This window comes from Mesorhizobium sp. WSM4820 (genome assembly GCF_055811075.1).
The window spans coordinates 328,887-344,414 of the sequence record NZ_JBVVQN010000001.1 but is presented as its reverse complement, the minus strand read 5'-3'; the positions used below and the strand labels follow the sequence as shown (position 1 = coordinate 344,414).

Here is a 15,528-nt window from a genome sequence, read left to right as displayed (position 1 = left end):
GCGATCAGTTCGTTTCGCTGATGACCTCGTCCCACGTCTTGACCTTGGTCTCGCCATTGAGGAAGGGCAGCGTGACTGCCGTCAGTTCCGGTGCGAAAAACACGTCGTAGTGGGTGCGGTTCGGCAGGATGGCCAGGCGGTTCTGCGACAGGTTCTCGCGCATCCAGCCGGCGTCCTTCAACCCGCCGCCGAGCATCTGGTAGAACTTGATCTCATGCTCGGGCCGGTACATGTCGCTGTCGCCGAACACCAGCATAACCGGCATCTTCAGCTTCGCCACTTCGGCGGAGTAGTCGTAGTCCTTGCGCATATGGGTGCCCAGCTGGTCGAGCAGTTTTGGAAAATCCTGCGGGCGCGGCGCGACCGCCACGTAGGATTTGTACATCGGCGTGTCCTTCATCATGTCGGCCATCGCGGCGCCGACCTGCGCCTGCTGAGTACGCATGTCGGCATAGAAGCCGTCCGAGGCATAGCCGGTCGAGACCAGCACCAGCCGGCGCACTGTCTCGGGATGCTGGACGGCCATGCGGAAGGCGACGCCGCCGCCCAGCGAATAACCCATGACGTCGACTTTGTCGTAGCCGAGCGCCTTGACGATCGCCGCCATGTCGTCGCCCATCGCCTCAAGGCTCAACGGCCGATCGCCGAGCGCGGTGCGGCCGTGACCATGCAGGTCGACGCCGATGACGGTGCGGCTTTCGGCAAGCTTCGGCAGGATCGGCGCGAACATGTCTGTGGTGCCGAGACCACCATGCAGCAGAAGCAGCGGCTCGCCCCGGCCATAGACGGCGTAATAATAATTCAGGCCGTTGATCGGCAGCAGGCCGGATTTCGCCGGCTTGGGCATGGCTTTCGTTTCGCTGGTCATGGACGGCTTTACGTCCTCGGCATTGCTGGCGCCCGGCGCGGCGAAGAGCGCCGCGGCCGAGGCGAAAATGGCGAAAAACATCGATCTGAACATGTCGGTCTCCTTGCGTCCCGCCGATATCAAAGCCGCCTGGCGACTTCTTCGAGCTGGTCGGCGCACTGGCCCCAGCCCTCGTGAAAGCCCATCTTCTCGTGCTCTTCGCGGTCAGTGACCGACCAATGCGCAACCCGGGCGATGTAGCGGGTCTTGCCCTCGCCCTCATCCTCAAAGGTCAGCACGACCGTCATGACCGGCTTTTCGGACGGCTCCCAGGCCTTTGTGTAGGCGTCGGTGAGAACGATCTTTTTGCCCGGCACGACTTCGAGGAAGACGCCGGGGTTCGGGAATTCGTTGCCGTCGGGACCGGCCATCACAACCAGGCTGGAGCCGCCGGTGCGTACGTCCATTTCGGCGCGCGGCGTCGTCCACGGCTTTGGCGCGAACCATTGCGTCACGAGCTTCGGCTCGGTCCAGCAGCGATAGACGTTCTCGCGCGGCGCATCGATGATGCGGGCGAGAACCAGTTCACGGTCGGAGCTGGGCGCGATGTCGAGCTTGGTCGTCATGATGGTCTCCTCACTTGCTTGCAAAAGGGTTGCTTGAATGCCGGTTTCCGTCTCAAGGACGAGTGGGCAACGCGCAGCCCGACACGGTTTCGCGAAAAACTTCGCCAGGCCGATTCCGGCGGACGCCGAATGAGAGCTTAGTGGCGCTTGGCTTGCACCAGATAGGCGTCGATCTCGATCTCGCCGAGCCACTTCGCCGCTTCCAGCCGGTGCAGGCCTTCGACCAGGATATGGCGCTTGCCGTCGTGGCGCACCTGGATCGGCGTCTTCATGCCGTTTTCCAGAATGTCCTCGGCCAGATGCCGAACGGTCTCGGGATGCAGCGTCTTCCTGCGCGCGGTCGGCACGTAGATGTCGTCCACCCTGACCTTTTGCACTCTCAGCATGTCGGCTCCCGCGGCGGAAAAGGCCGCCTTTTGAGAGATAGTCGGTTTGACAGGCAAGGCCAAGGCCGGCTGTCAGCTATCGCTGGCCCGATCGTTTCCGATTGACGCTTGCCGAGCAGATGGCCGAAATGGCGATCTTCGATCATGCCGGTAGCCATGACTGACTTGCCGACCGAATTCCCCGATTTCGGACTGACGCCCCACCAGCGCCGGCAAGCGGTGCGCGGCCACTACTGGGAGTGGCCGGGCATGGACGGCGAACATGGCGAGATCTGGTGCTACAGCGACCGTTTCTCATACCGTCGGGGCGAGACGGTGACGCTGCATGTCAGCTCGGCGGCCTCCAGCTTCAGCATGGCGATCGTCCGCGACGGCGGCATCGAGACGAAAATGTTCGAGAAGGCCGGGATCGCGGCACGCTGGCAGGATACACCCGACCAATGTTCGGTCCTAGGCTGCGGCTGGGACGCGTCGTTTGAATTCCGCGTCGGCGACGACTGGCCGTCCGGGGCCTATCGCGTCACGCTGACGGCGGATGGCCGCGATGGCAAGCCGGTCCGCTGCCACCATCTTTTCATCGTTACCCCGCAGCCCGGCAAGAAACGGGGTCGTGTGCTGCAGGTCGCCGCCACCGGCACCTGGCTTGCCTACAACACTTGGGGCGGCTCCAATCATTACGAAGGCATCACCGGCCCGAACCGCGACCAGTATGCCCCAATCGTGTCGACGCAGCGGCCATGGTGCCGTGGCTTTGTTGTCCTGCCGAAGGAGGCGCCGCGCGTGCCGCTCGAGGTCGCCGTGCCGCCCAAAACCGTGCCGCGCTATCCGCATATGGAATGGGCCTTCGCCACCGGCCATTCGAAGAAATACGCCTCGTCGGGCTGGGCAAGCTATGACAGCCACTTCTTTCGTTTTGCCGAGCGTGCCGGCTATGCGGTCGACCTTGCCAGCCAGCACGAATTGCATTTCTCGCCCGAAATCCTCGACGGCTATGACTGCGTCGTCTTCGTCGGCCATGACGAATACTGGACCTGGGAGATGCGCGACGCTGTCGACGCCTATGTCGAGCGCGGCGGCCATGCGGCGCGCTTCGCCGGCAATTTCATGTGGCAGACCAGACTGGAGGACGAGGGCCGCCGTCAGGTCTGCTACAAATACCGCGCCCGCGCCGAGGATCCGGTCTATCGCGGCGGCGACGTGACCCGCGCCACCAACTCCTGGGAAGCACCGGAAATCGGCCGGCCGGGTGCGACGACCTTCGGGCTCAATGCGACCAGGGGCATCTACGCCGGCTGGGGCGGTTGCGCACCGCGCGGCGTGCGCGGCTTTCCGGTCTACCGGCCTGAGCATTGGGCGTTCGCCGGCACAGGCATCTATTACGGCGACCTGCTCGGCGCCGACAGCCATGTCTATGGCTATGAGGTCGACGGGCTCGACCACGAGATCCACGGCGGCCTGCCCTACCCGACGCCCGACAGCGGCGCGCCGGATGGGCTGGAAATCCTTGCGGTCGGCATGGCTGCGCAAGTCGAGGAGAGCGCCGACATCCCGTTCGAACACCAGTTTCTCGGCGACGAGGATGGACGCTTCACCGCCGAAACGCTGTTCGGCGAGGCGAGCGACGCCAATCTCGACAAGGTCAAGCGCGGCAACGCTATGATCGTCAATTTCCGGCGCGGCAAGGGCGAGGTGTTCCACGCCGGAAGCTGCGAATGGGTCGCCGGCCTGCTAAGGCAGGACGCGATGGTCGAGCGCGTCACCAGGAATGTACTCGACCGCTATCTCGGAAAGTCCTGACATGCTGAAGTCCCAGACCCCTGCCCCGGATACCGAGACGCGCCTGCCGTCGCATCTGTTCTATCTGTCCAGCCTGCGCCGGCCGCTGGTCGACCGCGCCGAAGGCATCTACATCTGGACGCAGGACGGCCGCCGCTTCATCGACGGGTCGAGCGGACCGATGGTCGCCAATATCGGTCATTCCAACCGCAACGTGCTCGAGGCGATGAAGCGGCAGATGGATCGCGCCACCTTCGCCTACCGGCTGCATTTCGAGAACGAGCCGGCCGAGGACCTGGCACGGGAGTTGGCCGGAAAACTGCCCGAAGGCCTGGACCGGATCTTCTTTGTCTCGGGCGGTTCGGAAGCGACGGAATCCTGCGTCAAGCTGGCGCGGCAATGGGCTGTCGCCACCGGACAGGCCAGCCGCTGGAAGGTGATCACGCGCTTTCCCTCCTATCATGGCGGCACGCTCGGGGCGCTCGCCGTCACCGGCGACGATGCGCTGGCCGAAACCTTTGCGCCGATGATGCAGGTCATGCCGACCGTGCCGGCGCCGGCCGCCTGGCGCGACCGCGACAATCTCTCGATGGAACAGCGCGGCATTCGCTACGCCGACATGCTGGAGGAGAAGATCCTCGCCGAGGGGCCGCAAAGCGTGCTCGCCTTCATCATGGAGCCGGTCGGCGGCGCTGCCACCGCGGCGCTGGTGGCGCCGGACAGCTATTATCCGCGCATCCGCGAAATCTGCGACCGCTACGGCATCCTGCTCATCCATGACGAAGTGATGAGCGGTGCCGGCCGCACCGGCAAATTCCTCGGCGGCGACCATTTTGACTGCAAGCCCGACATCGTCGCGCTGTCGAAGGGGCTGGGCTCGGGCTATGCGCCGCTCGGCGCGCTGGCGGCATCCATGCGGCTGGTGCAGCCGCTGCTCGCCTCCGGCGGCTTCCTGCATGGCCATACCTATGCCGGCAATCCGCTCGCCTGCGCCGCTGGGCTCGCCGTGCTTGGCGAAATGGACCGCCTCGACCTGATCGCCAATGCGGCTGGCATGGGCGATCTTTTGATGGCTGAGTTGAAGGGCCTGGCCAAGCGGTTTCCGTTCGTCGCCGACGTGCGCGGCAAGGGCCTGCTGCTCGGTGCCGAGATGGTCGCCGACCCCGATACGCTGCGGCCGATCGCACCGGCGAAGAAGGCCACCCAGCGCCTGCTCGACCTCGCCTATGAGCGCGGCCTGATCATCTATGGGCGAAAGGTCAAGGGCGGGGTCGACGGCGACAATTTCATGGTGGCGCCGCCGATGATCGTCACGGCCGAGCAGATCGGCGAGATCGTCGCCATCATCGGTGACTCGCTGCAGGTGCTGGCCGGCGAACTCGACCTGCCGGTCGAAGGCTGAGCCATGGCGCCGCGAAAAGTCATCATCACCTGCGCCGTCACCGGGTCGGTGCACACGCCGTCGATGTCGCCGCATCTGCCGGTGACGCCGGACCAGATCGCCGCAGAGGCGATCGCGGCTGCCGAAGCCGGCGCCTCGATCCTGCATCTTCACGCCCGTGACCCGAAGGACGGGCGGCCGACTGCCGATCCTGATGTGTTCATGCAGTTCCTGCCGCGCATCAAGCAGGCGACATCAGCGGTGATCAACATCACCACCGGCGGCTCCTCGCTGATGACGCTCGACCAGCGGCTGGCCGCACCACTCAGGGCCGAGCCCGAAATGTGCTCGCTCAACATGGGCTCGATGAATTTCGCGCTGTTCCCGATGCTCGATCGGCCAAGAGAGTGGCAGCACGAGTGGGAGCCCAAGCTGCTGGAAGCGACACGCGACACGATCTTCAAAAACACCTTTGCCGATATGGAGACCGTGCTCGAAAGACTTGGAAAGGGCTGCGGCACACGCTTCGAATTCGAATGCTACGATGTCGGCCACCTCTATTCACTGGCGCATTTTCGCGATCGAGGTCTGGTGTCGGGACCTCTGTTCATCCAGTTCGTGTTCGGCATTCTCGGGGGTATCGGCGCCGATCCCGACAATCTGGTCCATATGAAGCGCATCGCCGACAAACTGTTCGGCGACAGCTACCAGTTTTCGGTGCTGGCCGCCGGGCGCCACCAGATGCCGATGATTGCGATTGCGGCGGCGATGGGCGGCAATGTCCGCGTCGGGCTGGAGGACAGCCTTTACGACGGCCGCCAGCTGGCAAAGTCCAATGCCGACCAGGTGCGCCGCATCCGCAGCGTGCTCGACGGGCTGTCGCTGGACGTCGCCACGCCCACCGAGGCGCGCGAGATGCTGGCGCTCAAGGGCGGCGATCGGGTGGCGTTCTGAGATGGTTATGGCCTGAGATGCTTGCGTTCCGTCCCACCCCCCTCTGTCCTGCCCTCTTTGCCACCACTTGGCATCTCCCCCTCAAGGGGGGAGATCGGATGACACGAATGCTTTCGCCAATTACCAACGTTGCAAAGATGGGCACAGCGGCGAAGCTGCCAATCTCCCCCCTTGCGGGGGAGATGTCCGGCAGGACAGAGGGGGGTGCCTGGGCGCCGAACCTCCAGTGACTGCCGATTTACCCAAAATCCTCATCCGCCCCGGCACCATCGAGGACGTCGAAACCATCCATGCCGCGATCCTGCGGCTTGGCGCGCATACCGGCGCACACCAGGAAATCACTTCTACGCCCGAAGACCTGCGCAGCTATGGCTTTGGCGAAAAACCTGCCTTCTCGACTCTGATCGCCGAAGTCGGCGGCGAGTTTGCCGGCCTGTGCCTGCATTTCCCGATCTTCTCGACCTGGATGGGGCGGCCCGGCGTCTATGTGCAGGATCTCTATGTCGAAGATCGGTTTCGCGGCCGCAGGATCGGCGAACGCCTGCTGCGGTGTGTCGCCCGGGAATGCCGGAAGGACGGCGGCGCCTATCTCAGACTGTCCGTCGACAGCGACAATGAAACCGCCAAGGCCTTTTACGAAAGGCTGGGCATTGCCTGGTCGAGCTACGAGCAGGTGCAGAAAATCGTCGGCGACGCGTTCTTTGCCTTCGCCGATGCACCAGAGGAATGAGGGAAATCATGAAAGCCTTTTATGCCGAAGAGCAGAAGCGCCACGATCCCAAGGCGTTCCTCTCCAGCGGCGCCCAAAAGCCCAATCCGGAAAAGCCGGAACGTGTCGAACGGCTGCTCGCCGGCGCCAAGGCCGCCGGCTGCACGATTGAACGGCCGAGAGATCACGGGCTTGGTCCGGTTGCCGCGGTGCATACGCCCGAATACCTCGATTTTCTCAAGCACATTTTTACGCGCTGGCAGCGAATCGAAGGCGCTTCGGCCGAAGTGATCCCCAACATCCATCCGATCGCGCGGGGCGGCTCTTATCCGGCCTCGGCGGTCGGCCAGGCCGGCTACCACATGGCCGATACCGCTTGCCCGATCTCCGGCGAGACCTGGCGGAGCGCGCTGTGGAGCGCCTGGAGCGCGGTCGAGGCCGCCGACGCGGTAATGGCGGGCGCGCCGGCTGCCTATGCGCTGTGCCGTCCGCCCGGCCATCACGCCTTTGCCGACGTCGCCGGCGGCTTCTGCTTCATCAACAATTCGGCGGTCGCGGCACAGACGCTGCGCAAGCAAGCCGCACGGGTGGCGATCCTCGACGTCGACCTGCATCACGGCAACGGCACGCAAGGCATTTTCTACGCGCGGCCGGACGTGCTCACCGTCTCGCTGCATGCCGATCCGGTGCGCTTCTATCCGTTCTTCTGGGGTCATGCCGACGAACGCGGCGAAGGGCCTGGTCTCGGCTACAATCTTAACCTGCCGCTGGCGCGCAAATCCGGCGATGCCGCGTTCCTGGAAGCACTCGACATGGCGTTCCAGCGCATCCGCGCCTTTGCGCCGGAAGCGCTTGTGGTGGCGCTCGGCCTCGACGCCTTCGAGGGCGATCCGTTCGGCGGACTATCGGTGACGACGCCAGGCTTCTCGCGCATCGGCGAAGCCATCGCCGGTTGTGGCCTGCCGACCGTCATCGTCCAGGAAGGCGGCTATCTCTGCGACGAACTCGGCGACAATCTTACCGCTTTCCTCACCGGATTCGCCGCCGGCAAGAAACGCTAATATCAGCCGGATGCCGCTTCAGAGTCGCTCCTGTCGCAACATCGCGATAACGCGATGCACGCTCTCCAGCGTCTCATCGATCTCGGCCGCCGTATTGTAATGGGCGATGCCGATGCGCACGACACCATGCTCGGCTGGAATGCCGAGCTGATGGACGATCTCCCAGGCGTAGTTGTGGCCGGACCACAGGAAGATGTTTTCCGCATTCATCTGCCGCACGATCGTCTCCGGGACGATGCCGTCGACAGTGAACGAGACCGTCGGCACGCGCTCGCCGACACGCGCCGGATCGGTGATGCCGTGGATGGTCAGGCCTGAAATAGCCGACAGGCCATCGATCAATCTTTGCGTCAGCCTGTTCTCGTAAGCAATTGAAATTTCAAACGCCTTGCCTATCCTGGCACGTCGCGAACCATCCTCACCGGCGGCGCCCAGCTCCGCAAAATAATCGACCGCGGCGCTCAGGCCGGCCATCAACTCGATCTGCGGCGTGCCGAGTTCGAACCGCTCCGGCAGGGCGTTGGACGAACAGCGGCATTTGTACGGTGTCAGCGCGTCGATGACATCCAGCCGGCCCCACACTATGCCCATGTGCGGGCCGAAGAATTTATAGGCCGAGCAGGCCAGGAAATCGCAGCCGAGATCCCTGACGTCGATCAGGCCGTGCGGTGCGAACTGCACGGCGTCGACATAGACCAGCGCGCCGGCCTGCCTGGCGATGCCGGTCAGCGCCTTCACCCGGTTGATCGAGCCGGTCAGATTGCTGGCGTAGTTCAAGGCGACAAGCCGCGTCCTGTCGGTGAGCAGCGCAGCAAGCGCCGCCTCCTCGATCTGCCAGCTCTGCTCGTCGAAAGCCAGCCAGCGGACGACGAGGCCAAGATCTTCGGCCAGCTGCAGCCACGGCGAAATGTTGCCCTCGTGGTCCATGCGGGTGAGGATGATCTCGTCGCCGGGTTTCATCGTGCGGCCTAGCGTGCGCGACATGTGGTAAGTCAACGTCGTCATGTTGGCGCCGATGATGATTTCCTGCGGGCTTGCAGCACCGAGGAAATCGGCCATCGCCGCATGGGCGTCATCGACGATCTGTTGCGCCGCGATCGTGGTTTCGAAGAAGCCGCCGAGATTGGCGTTTGTTGTCAGCAGGCAGCGTGACACCGCGTCTGCGACCGCCTGCGGCACCTGAGTGCCGGCAGGGTTGTCGAAATAGATGCGGCGACGGCCCTTGTCGGTCAGCGACAGTGCCGGAAATTTCTCGCGCACGACCTCAATCGGAAAATTCACTTTTTCTCCCTCCCTACTGAAATCGTTTGGCAATCACACCTACAGAGCCGGAAAGCAGCTCACGGACACGGGTTGCCGACACGCTGGTGGATTGCATCGACCGCCTTCTGCATATCCTCGGTCCAGACGACATCGGCGGAAGACAGCGCCATTTCGAGCTGCGGAAGGGTCGTCGCGCCGATGATGCTCGAAGTGACGAAGGGCCGGCTCGTGACATAAGCGTTGGCAAACAATGCCGGCTCCATGCCCAAAGAGCGCGCCAGTTCGTTATACTCGAGCTGCGCCTCCGCGGCATTGGGCGTCTCGTAGCGCTGGCCACGGTTGAAAAGCTGAGAACGCGAGCCTTGCGGCCGCGCGCCATGATCGTATTTGCCGGTCAGGTAGCCTTGCGCCAGCGGCGAATAGGCGAGCAGGGAAACCTGTTCGCGCTCGCAGACCTCGGCAAGGTTCACCTCGAAGCCGCGGTTGACGAAATTATAGGCGTTCTGCAGCGACGCCAGGCGCGGGCCGACGCCTTTGTCGGCTTCGCCGACGAACCGCATGACGCCCCACGAACTCTCGTTCGACAGGCCGAAATGGCGGATTTTTCCGGCCTTGACCAATTCGTCGAAGACGGCGAGCGTCTCGGAAATCGGCGTCTCGCCGCCCGGTGCACCGGCGGAATCGGCGCGCAGCGGCACGGCGCCGACGCGGTTCGGATTGGCGCCCCAGGGCACGTCCCGTTCCGGCCAATGGATCTGGTAAAGGTCGAGATAATCGGTGTTGAGCCTGGTCAGCGACTTTTCGACGGCATCGAAGATGTCGGCGCGCACCAGCTTCGACGGGCGATCGCCGCGAAACCATGTGTTGGCGGTGCGGCCAACCACCTTCGAGGCGAGGATCACTTGGTCGCGGTTGCCCTTTGCCCTCATCCAGCTGCCGATGATCTTTTCGGTCCAGCCTTGCGTCTCCGCCTTGGGCGGGATCGGGTAGAGCTCGGCAGTATCGATGAAGTTGACGCCGCGCGAAAATGCCAAATCCATCTGGGCGTGGCCATCCGCTTGGGTGTTCTGCTGGCCCCAGGTCATCGATCCCAGGCAAATCTGGGAAACAAGAAGATCGGTCCGACCAAGGCGGCGTTTTTGCATGGTAATTTCTCCGGCGGGAACTCTTTTGCGCGGCTGCGCAGGAAGGAAGCCGCAGCATACAGGAATGCACCGGCTGTCTCCAACCCTGGCGCCAGTGGCCAGCGACTTTTTCGAGAGGCCGAAGCGGGGGCGCTCGGCGACGTCAAAAAATCAGGGCGGCATGGCTGCCATGCTAATGCTGCACTGCACAATTGTCATTGTTTGCCTATATTGGGGCTTGGGAGGACCAACCAGGGGCTTGAATCATGGGTTTCCTCACTGAAATGTTCGCCCGTCCGCGTCCGCAGGAACATCTGCGCTACCGCGCGGCTCTGGCGCTGCTTCATTCGATGAGCAATGCCGACCGGGCCGACATCGGCATCAAACCAGCCGATTTTCCGCGTGTCGCCCGCGAAATGTCCTCACGTTAGTCACGGATATCCCGGCTCGACCGGGATATCTCCTCGCCAATTCTTCAACGTGAACCCATGAAAATCGCCTTGCTCAGCGGCACACCATTGTGGCGCAGGATGTCGTAGGCCGTGGTCACGTGGAAATAGAAATTGGGCATGGCGAGATGCAGCAGATACTGCATGCCGGCCATCGAGAATTCGCGCTGGCCAAGCTTCAGCTCGATCATTCTGTCATCGGAGCCGTCCATATCGGCAGCCGAGAATGTTGCCAGAAGGTCGACGGTCTTGGCGATGCGCGCCTGGAGATCGGCAAAGGTCGCCTCGTTGTCTTCATATTTCGGCACCTCGCGACCGGCAAGCCGCGACGGCGCGCCCTTGGCGTGGTCGGTCGCGATCTGCACCTGCCTGGTCAACGCATACATGTCCGGCGCCAGCCTCGACGTCAAAAACACCTGCGGATCGATCTTGCGGTCGAGCGCATTCTGCTCGGCGATGTTCAGCACGTTGGATAGCGCCTTCAACCTGGCCGAAAACACCGGCACGGACGCTTCGTACATCGATATGGTCACGTGAATCTCCTATCCCGGCGGGAACGCCGACGGCGGCACCTAGCGCCTGCGCAGGCGATTCTTCAAGCGTCACCACGTCGCCGCAATCGCTATGATAGGATTTCCCATCCGGTGGAGATTCCCGATGAGAAGCGCCCTTTTTGCAGCGACTGCTTTTTTCTCCCTTGCCGTGACAGGCCAACCGGTGCTCGCCGCCGAAGCGCCTTATGTCGACGACAGGTCGGACGCCGAAGCGGTCATCCGCTCGTTCTACAGCGCCATCAACCGGCAAGAATTCGCGCGCGCCTGGGACTATTTCGGCGATACCAAGCCGGTCCAGGATTTCGACGCCTTCGTCAAGGGCTATGACGGCACCGAAAGGGTCGAGGTCAAAACCGGTGGCGTGTCCGAAGACGGTGCGGCCGGCAGCATCTATTACAATGTTCCGGTCGCCATCCGGGCGACAGCCAAGGACGGCAGCGAAAATATCTTTGCCGGCTGCTACACCCTGCGCCAGGTCAACGCCTCGATCCAGGAACCGCCATTCCGCCCGATCTTCATCGACAAGGGCGCGCTGAAACCGTCCAAGGCCGAATTCGAGGACGCCGTGCCGGCAAGCTGCGGCGACGCACCGCCGCCGCCGAAGAAGGATGCGGCTCTGGAGCAGGCCAAGAAGGCGTTTGCGGCCACTTATGGCGACCAGTGCGACAAGGAAATGCCTGGCGGCGAGCCCTTGGCAGAGCCGGACGCCTACTCCCTGCGCTACAAGGATGCCGGCGCCGAGGCCGATCAGCCCGAACGCGAGACGCGGCTGTTTCGCTTCTTCTGCTCGATGGCTGCCTACAATGAGAGTGCCGTCTACTATGTCCACGACGATGTGTCAGGCGTCCGGCAGCTGCAGTTCGCCTCGCCGGAACTCGATATCCACTATGAGAACAACGATAGCGAAGGCAAGGTCGAGGCGATCAACGTCACCGGCTTCCAGACCGACGACCAGCTGGTCAATTCCGAATATGACGACGCCACCAAGACGATCTCATCCCTCAACAAGTGGCGCGGTGTCGGAGATGCCGCGTCGGCCGGCACGTATCTGTTTCGCAACGGCAATTTCTCGCTGGTGCAGTACGATGTCGACGCCTCCTATGACGGCGAGATCAACCCGCAGACGGTCGTGGACTACAACACACCGCCTTAAGGGGCCTCCGATAGCATCCAGTTGAGCGTGCCGCGCCAGTCGGTCATGCGGATCGGCGTGCCGTGCGTACCGGTCTCGAAGCGGACAAAGCGGGCCGGATAGGTCTTCGATTTGGCCAGGATCGTACGGAAGAAGGCCTCCTGTTTCCCGACAGGAAACACCGGGTCCTTGCTGCCCTGGCCAAAGAAGACCGGGACACGGCGCTTGAAGGCCGGGCTCGAGAAGAAACCTTCATCCCACAGCGAACCGAGCAGCAGCAGCCCGCCGATGCGGCCGCCAGTATCCTTGCGGGCGGCCAGCTTCCAGCACAGTGCGCCGCCCATCGAGCCGCAGGCGACGAAGATCTTCGCGCCCGGCGACCGTTCGGCATAGTGGCCGATCAGCGCGGCGATCTGGGCAGCACCTGTGTCGCCGAAATCGGAGAAGTCCGGCGACAGATAGAGGCCGCCATTGCCGGCCATCAGGTTCTTGATGCGGTTGAAATTGCCGCCGAAGGTGAAATCGTCGACGCCCTGCTTGCGGCTGCCGCCCTGCCCGTGCAAATAGAGCACGATGACGCCGGCGCCTTGTGTGCGACCGACGGCGACGTGGCGGATATTGCCGGCGTCGGTCTTCAGCAGCAGATCCTGCTGCACCTTGCGCACACCGGTGTCGACATACTGCGCCTGCGCGCGGCGCTCCGGCACTTTGTCGCGGGCGTTGATATCGCGCAGCTCGCGATAGTCGACGACTGTATAGGCACCCTCGGAAGAGAGGATGGCCGGATAGGCGAACAGATCGTCTTTGAAGGGCTTTAGCGTGAGGTCGTCGGCGTAAGCGGCGCAAGAAAACAAGAAAAATATTGAAATCAGAAGGGCGCATAGGACGGTACGAATAGCCATACCTCAGGCATGCGTTTTTCGGCCCCGGTTTGTCAATCCTGCAGCACGCCGCCGGCGCCTTCCAGCGCCTCGGGGGTGTCGACATCGATGGACGCTGCCTTGCCGATCTCGACATCGACGACGTCGAGGCCCTCGGCCTCGACCAGATGGCGCGCGCCGGTATCGCCTTCCAGATGAGCGATCGCCGTAAACAGCGAACGCGGCAGCAACACAGGGTTGCCTCGCTTTCCCTCATGCGAGGCCCGCACCACCGATCGGCCCTCGGATTTGCGGAATGCATCGATCAGCCTGTCGAGGTCGGCTGACGCGATGCCAGGCATGTCGCCAAGCACGATCATGGCGCCGGCAGCATCGGCTCTGACCCGCGCGATGCCGGCCTTCAGCGATGAAGACAGGCCCTCGGCGAAATCCGGATTATCGGCGAAAGTCACATCCAGTCCCGACAACGCGGCGCGCACACGCTCACGCTGATGGCCGGTGACGACGACGGTGCCCGAAGCTTTGGAGCCGAGCGCGCGCTCGGCGCTGCGGCGCACCAGCGGCTGGCCGTCGAACAGTGCCAGCAGCTTGTTCGGGCCGCCCATGCGGCTGGAGCGGCCGGCGGCCAGCAGCACGATATCGACCTTCAACTCGGCACTCTCAGACTTTGGCGCCGGCAGCGGCTCGCGCGGCTGTGGCCTAGTCGGGATTTCCATCAACAGACCGCCGACACCCATGCCGGCAATATCCTTGGCCGTCATGTCGAGACCGGCGATCAACCTGTCGAGAACCCAGTCGAAGCCGTTCTCCTTGGGGCTGCGGGCGCAGCCCGGCGCGCCGATGACGCGCTTGCCGGCAAGCGCGCCGAGTACCAGGAGATTGCCGGGATCGACCGGCATGCCGGCGCGGATGACGGTGCCGCCGGCCTTCTCGATCGCTGCCGGGATGACGTCGCCAAAATCGCTCATCGCCGATGCGCCGAAGATCACCACAATATCGTTGTCACGCGCCAGCGAGCCCGCGGCCTCCGCAACAGCGCCAATTTCGTGCGGCGTGCGGCGCTCGGCCGTCAGCCGGCCACCTGAGCGCGCCAGACGGGCTTCGGTGACCCGCAATGTCTTGTCGAGCACACTCGGCTTGATGCTGGGCAGAACCGTCTGGATGACGCCGACACGCACCGGCTGATAGGCATTGACGGCAAAGATCTCGCCGCTGGCGCAGATCCTTGCCGCCGCATCGACCAGGGCGGAAGCAACGGCGAAGGGAATGATCTTCACGGTTGCGACCATCTGGCCATTTTCGACCGGCGCGTGCTGCGCCAGCGTGGCGATGGTGATGGTCGGATCGACGGCGTTGATGGCGTTGATCATCGCGGCATCGACCGTGAAGATACCGGCCGCCCGGGCGTGCAGATTAACCCGGCCGGTCGCGGCGGGCTTCGCCTCGACATTGCGATGGATCATGCTTTCGGCGATCTTTTCGGCGGCAGCGTCCTCGCTCAAATCATCGGGAGCAAGAACAGCCGCGACAACCTCCGAAATCCCTGCTGACTTGAGCAAAGACACATCCTCGGCGCTCAGCCTGTGTGCCTTGCGCAAGCGCCGTTCTCCGGCCGTGGTGGCATGCGCCAGCACTGCGCCTTCGGCCGTATCTATGGGGATTGGCCCAAACTTCACGCCACCGCGTCCTTGGATTCGTGGCCGCGCGAACGAAACGCCTGGATCGCTTGCGCCAACACCGCCACAGCTATTTCGGCCGGGCTCGCCGCACCGATGTCGAGACCGATCGGCGCGTGGATGCGGGCGATCTGGTCGGCGGTCGCGCCCATCGCCAGCAGGCGTTCGACCCGCTTCGCATGAGTCTTGCGGCTGCCGAGCGCACCGACATAGAAGCAGTTGGCGTCGAGCGCCGCCTTCAGCGCGAAATCGTCGATCTTCGGATCATGGGTGACGGCGGCCAGCGCCGTATAGCTGTCGAGCGGCTGGCGCTTCAGGATATCCTCCGGCCATTCGGCATGCAGCGCGACATCGGGAAAGCGGTCTGCGGTGGCAAAGGCCGTGCGCGGATCGACGATCTCCACGGGGTAGCCGGCGATCCTGGCCATCGGCGCCAGTGCCTGGCTGATATGGACTGCGCCGATCACCACCAGGCGCGGCTGCGGCAGGTAGGCGTTGAGGAAGAAGGTTCGCCCTTCCGCCTCGACCGACCCGGAATTGCCTGTTCGAAACGCCTTGGCGATCGCGGCGCCCAATTCGCCGGCGACCTGATCGCCCTCCCGCACGATGCGATCGCGGCCATCGCCGAGATCGGTGACCAGGATCACCGCGCGGCGGGCGCGGCGTTCGGCGTTGAGTGTTTTCAGCGCATACGGATCCATAGTGCTGG

At 63.6% G+C, this 15,528-nt stretch carries 16 protein-coding genes; 7 read left to right on the top strand and 9 right to left on the bottom strand.

The window, feature by feature from the left end:
- Positions 1-4 precede the first annotated feature (4 nt).
- From AC0L2R_RS01730 to AC0L2R_RS01720, 3 genes are all read right to left on the bottom strand, one after another.
- Positions 5-961: an alpha/beta fold hydrolase gene (locus tag AC0L2R_RS01730; RefSeq protein WP_473507532.1), complete on the bottom strand. Its 957-nt coding sequence runs from the start codon at positions 959-961 to the stop codon at positions 5-7.
- A 26-nt stretch (positions 962-987) separates the two neighbouring features.
- Positions 988-1,473 carry an SRPBCC family protein gene (locus AC0L2R_RS01725; RefSeq protein ID WP_473507531.1) on the bottom strand — a complete coding sequence of 162 codons (486 nt, stop codon included), beginning with the start codon at positions 1,471-1,473 and terminating at the stop codon, positions 988-990.
- Between the two features lie 137 nt (positions 1,474-1,610).
- Positions 1,611-1,859, bottom strand: a complete 249-nt coding sequence (locus AC0L2R_RS01720; RefSeq protein WP_287120331.1) for a ParB N-terminal domain-containing protein — start codon at positions 1,857-1,859, stop codon at positions 1,611-1,613.
- Positions 1,860-2,015: 156 nt separating this feature from the next.
- Here AC0L2R_RS01720 and AC0L2R_RS01715 point away from each other — a divergent pair, with 156 nt between their 5' ends.
- The 5 genes from AC0L2R_RS01715 (at position 2,016) to AC0L2R_RS01695 (ending at position 7,740) form a co-directional block, all read left to right on the top strand.
- Entirely contained in the window at positions 2,016-3,656 is a 1,641-nt protein-coding gene (locus tag AC0L2R_RS01715) for a N,N-dimethylformamidase beta subunit family domain-containing protein (protein WP_473507530.1), read from the top strand.
- 1 nt (position 3,657) lies between these two features.
- Positions 3,658-5,037 carry an aminotransferase family protein gene (locus AC0L2R_RS01710; protein WP_473507529.1) on the top strand — a complete coding sequence of 460 codons (1,380 nt, stop codon included), beginning with the start codon at positions 3,658-3,660 and terminating at the stop codon, positions 5,035-5,037.
- Between the two features lie 3 nt (positions 5,038-5,040).
- On the top strand, positions 5,041-5,970 hold the full coding sequence (kce, locus tag AC0L2R_RS01705) for a 3,5-dioxohexanoate:acetyl-CoA acetone transferase (protein WP_473507528.1): 930 nt from the start codon (positions 5,041-5,043) through the stop codon (positions 5,968-5,970).
- 226 nt (positions 5,971-6,196) lie between these two features.
- The gene (locus AC0L2R_RS01700) at positions 6,197-6,700 is read left to right on the top strand and encodes a GNAT family N-acetyltransferase (RefSeq protein WP_473507527.1); all 504 of its coding nucleotides are present in this window, start codon (positions 6,197-6,199) and stop codon (positions 6,698-6,700) included.
- A gap of 8 nt (positions 6,701-6,708) precedes the next feature.
- Complete coding sequence (locus tag AC0L2R_RS01695; RefSeq protein ID WP_473507526.1) at positions 6,709-7,740, top strand: histone deacetylase family protein; 1,032 nt, start codon at positions 6,709-6,711, stop codon at positions 7,738-7,740.
- 18 nt (positions 7,741-7,758) lie between these two features.
- Here the strand turns inward: AC0L2R_RS01695 and AC0L2R_RS01690 are convergent, their stop codons facing one another.
- Positions 7,759-9,021 carry a cysteine desulfurase-like protein gene (locus AC0L2R_RS01690; protein ID WP_473507525.1) on the bottom strand — a complete coding sequence of 421 codons (1,263 nt, stop codon included), beginning with the start codon at positions 9,019-9,021 and terminating at the stop codon, positions 7,759-7,761.
- A gap of 59 nt (positions 9,022-9,080) precedes the next feature.
- Complete coding sequence (locus tag AC0L2R_RS01685; protein ID WP_473507524.1) at positions 9,081-10,148, bottom strand: aldo/keto reductase; 1,068 nt, start codon at positions 10,146-10,148, stop codon at positions 9,081-9,083.
- A gap of 245 nt (positions 10,149-10,393) precedes the next feature.
- On the opposite strand from AC0L2R_RS01685, the gene AC0L2R_RS01680 reads away from it, so the two are divergent.
- Positions 10,394-10,558, top strand: a complete 165-nt coding sequence (locus AC0L2R_RS01680; protein WP_023798224.1) for a hypothetical protein — start codon at positions 10,394-10,396, stop codon at positions 10,556-10,558.
- A 44-nt stretch (positions 10,559-10,602) separates the two neighbouring features.
- Here AC0L2R_RS01680 and AC0L2R_RS01675 read toward each other — a convergent pair whose 3' ends face one another.
- Complete coding sequence (locus AC0L2R_RS01675) at positions 10,603-11,109, bottom strand: DUF1993 domain-containing protein (RefSeq protein ID WP_128173199.1); 507 nt, start codon at positions 11,107-11,109, stop codon at positions 10,603-10,605.
- A 124-nt stretch (positions 11,110-11,233) separates the two neighbouring features.
- Here AC0L2R_RS01675 and AC0L2R_RS01670 point away from each other — a divergent pair, with 124 nt between their 5' ends.
- A complete protein-coding gene (locus AC0L2R_RS01670; RefSeq protein WP_473507523.1) occupies positions 11,234-12,283 on the top strand; it encodes a DUF1176 domain-containing protein in 1,050 nt (349 codons plus the stop codon).
- Here the strand turns inward: AC0L2R_RS01670 and AC0L2R_RS01665 are convergent.
- Genes AC0L2R_RS01665 through AC0L2R_RS01655 form a run of 3 tightly spaced genes read right to left on the bottom strand, consistent with a single transcriptional unit; the run spans position 12,280 to position 15,520 of the window.
- The gene (locus tag AC0L2R_RS01665) at positions 12,280-13,164 is read right to left on the bottom strand and encodes an alpha/beta hydrolase family protein (protein WP_473507522.1); all 885 of its coding nucleotides are present in this window, start codon (positions 13,162-13,164) and stop codon (positions 12,280-12,282) included. The genes AC0L2R_RS01670 and AC0L2R_RS01665 overlap by 4 nt on opposite strands.
- A 32-nt stretch (positions 13,165-13,196) precedes the next feature.
- Positions 13,197-14,819 carry an NTP transferase domain-containing protein gene (locus tag AC0L2R_RS01660; RefSeq protein ID WP_473507521.1) on the bottom strand — a complete coding sequence of 541 codons (1,623 nt, stop codon included), beginning with the start codon at positions 14,817-14,819 and terminating at the stop codon, positions 13,197-13,199.
- Entirely contained in the window at positions 14,816-15,520 is a 705-nt protein-coding gene (locus AC0L2R_RS01655; protein ID WP_473507520.1) for an XdhC family protein, read from the bottom strand. The genes AC0L2R_RS01660 and AC0L2R_RS01655 overlap by 4 nt, the downstream gene beginning before the upstream one ends.
- Between the last annotated feature and the right edge of the window lie 8 nt (positions 15,521-15,528).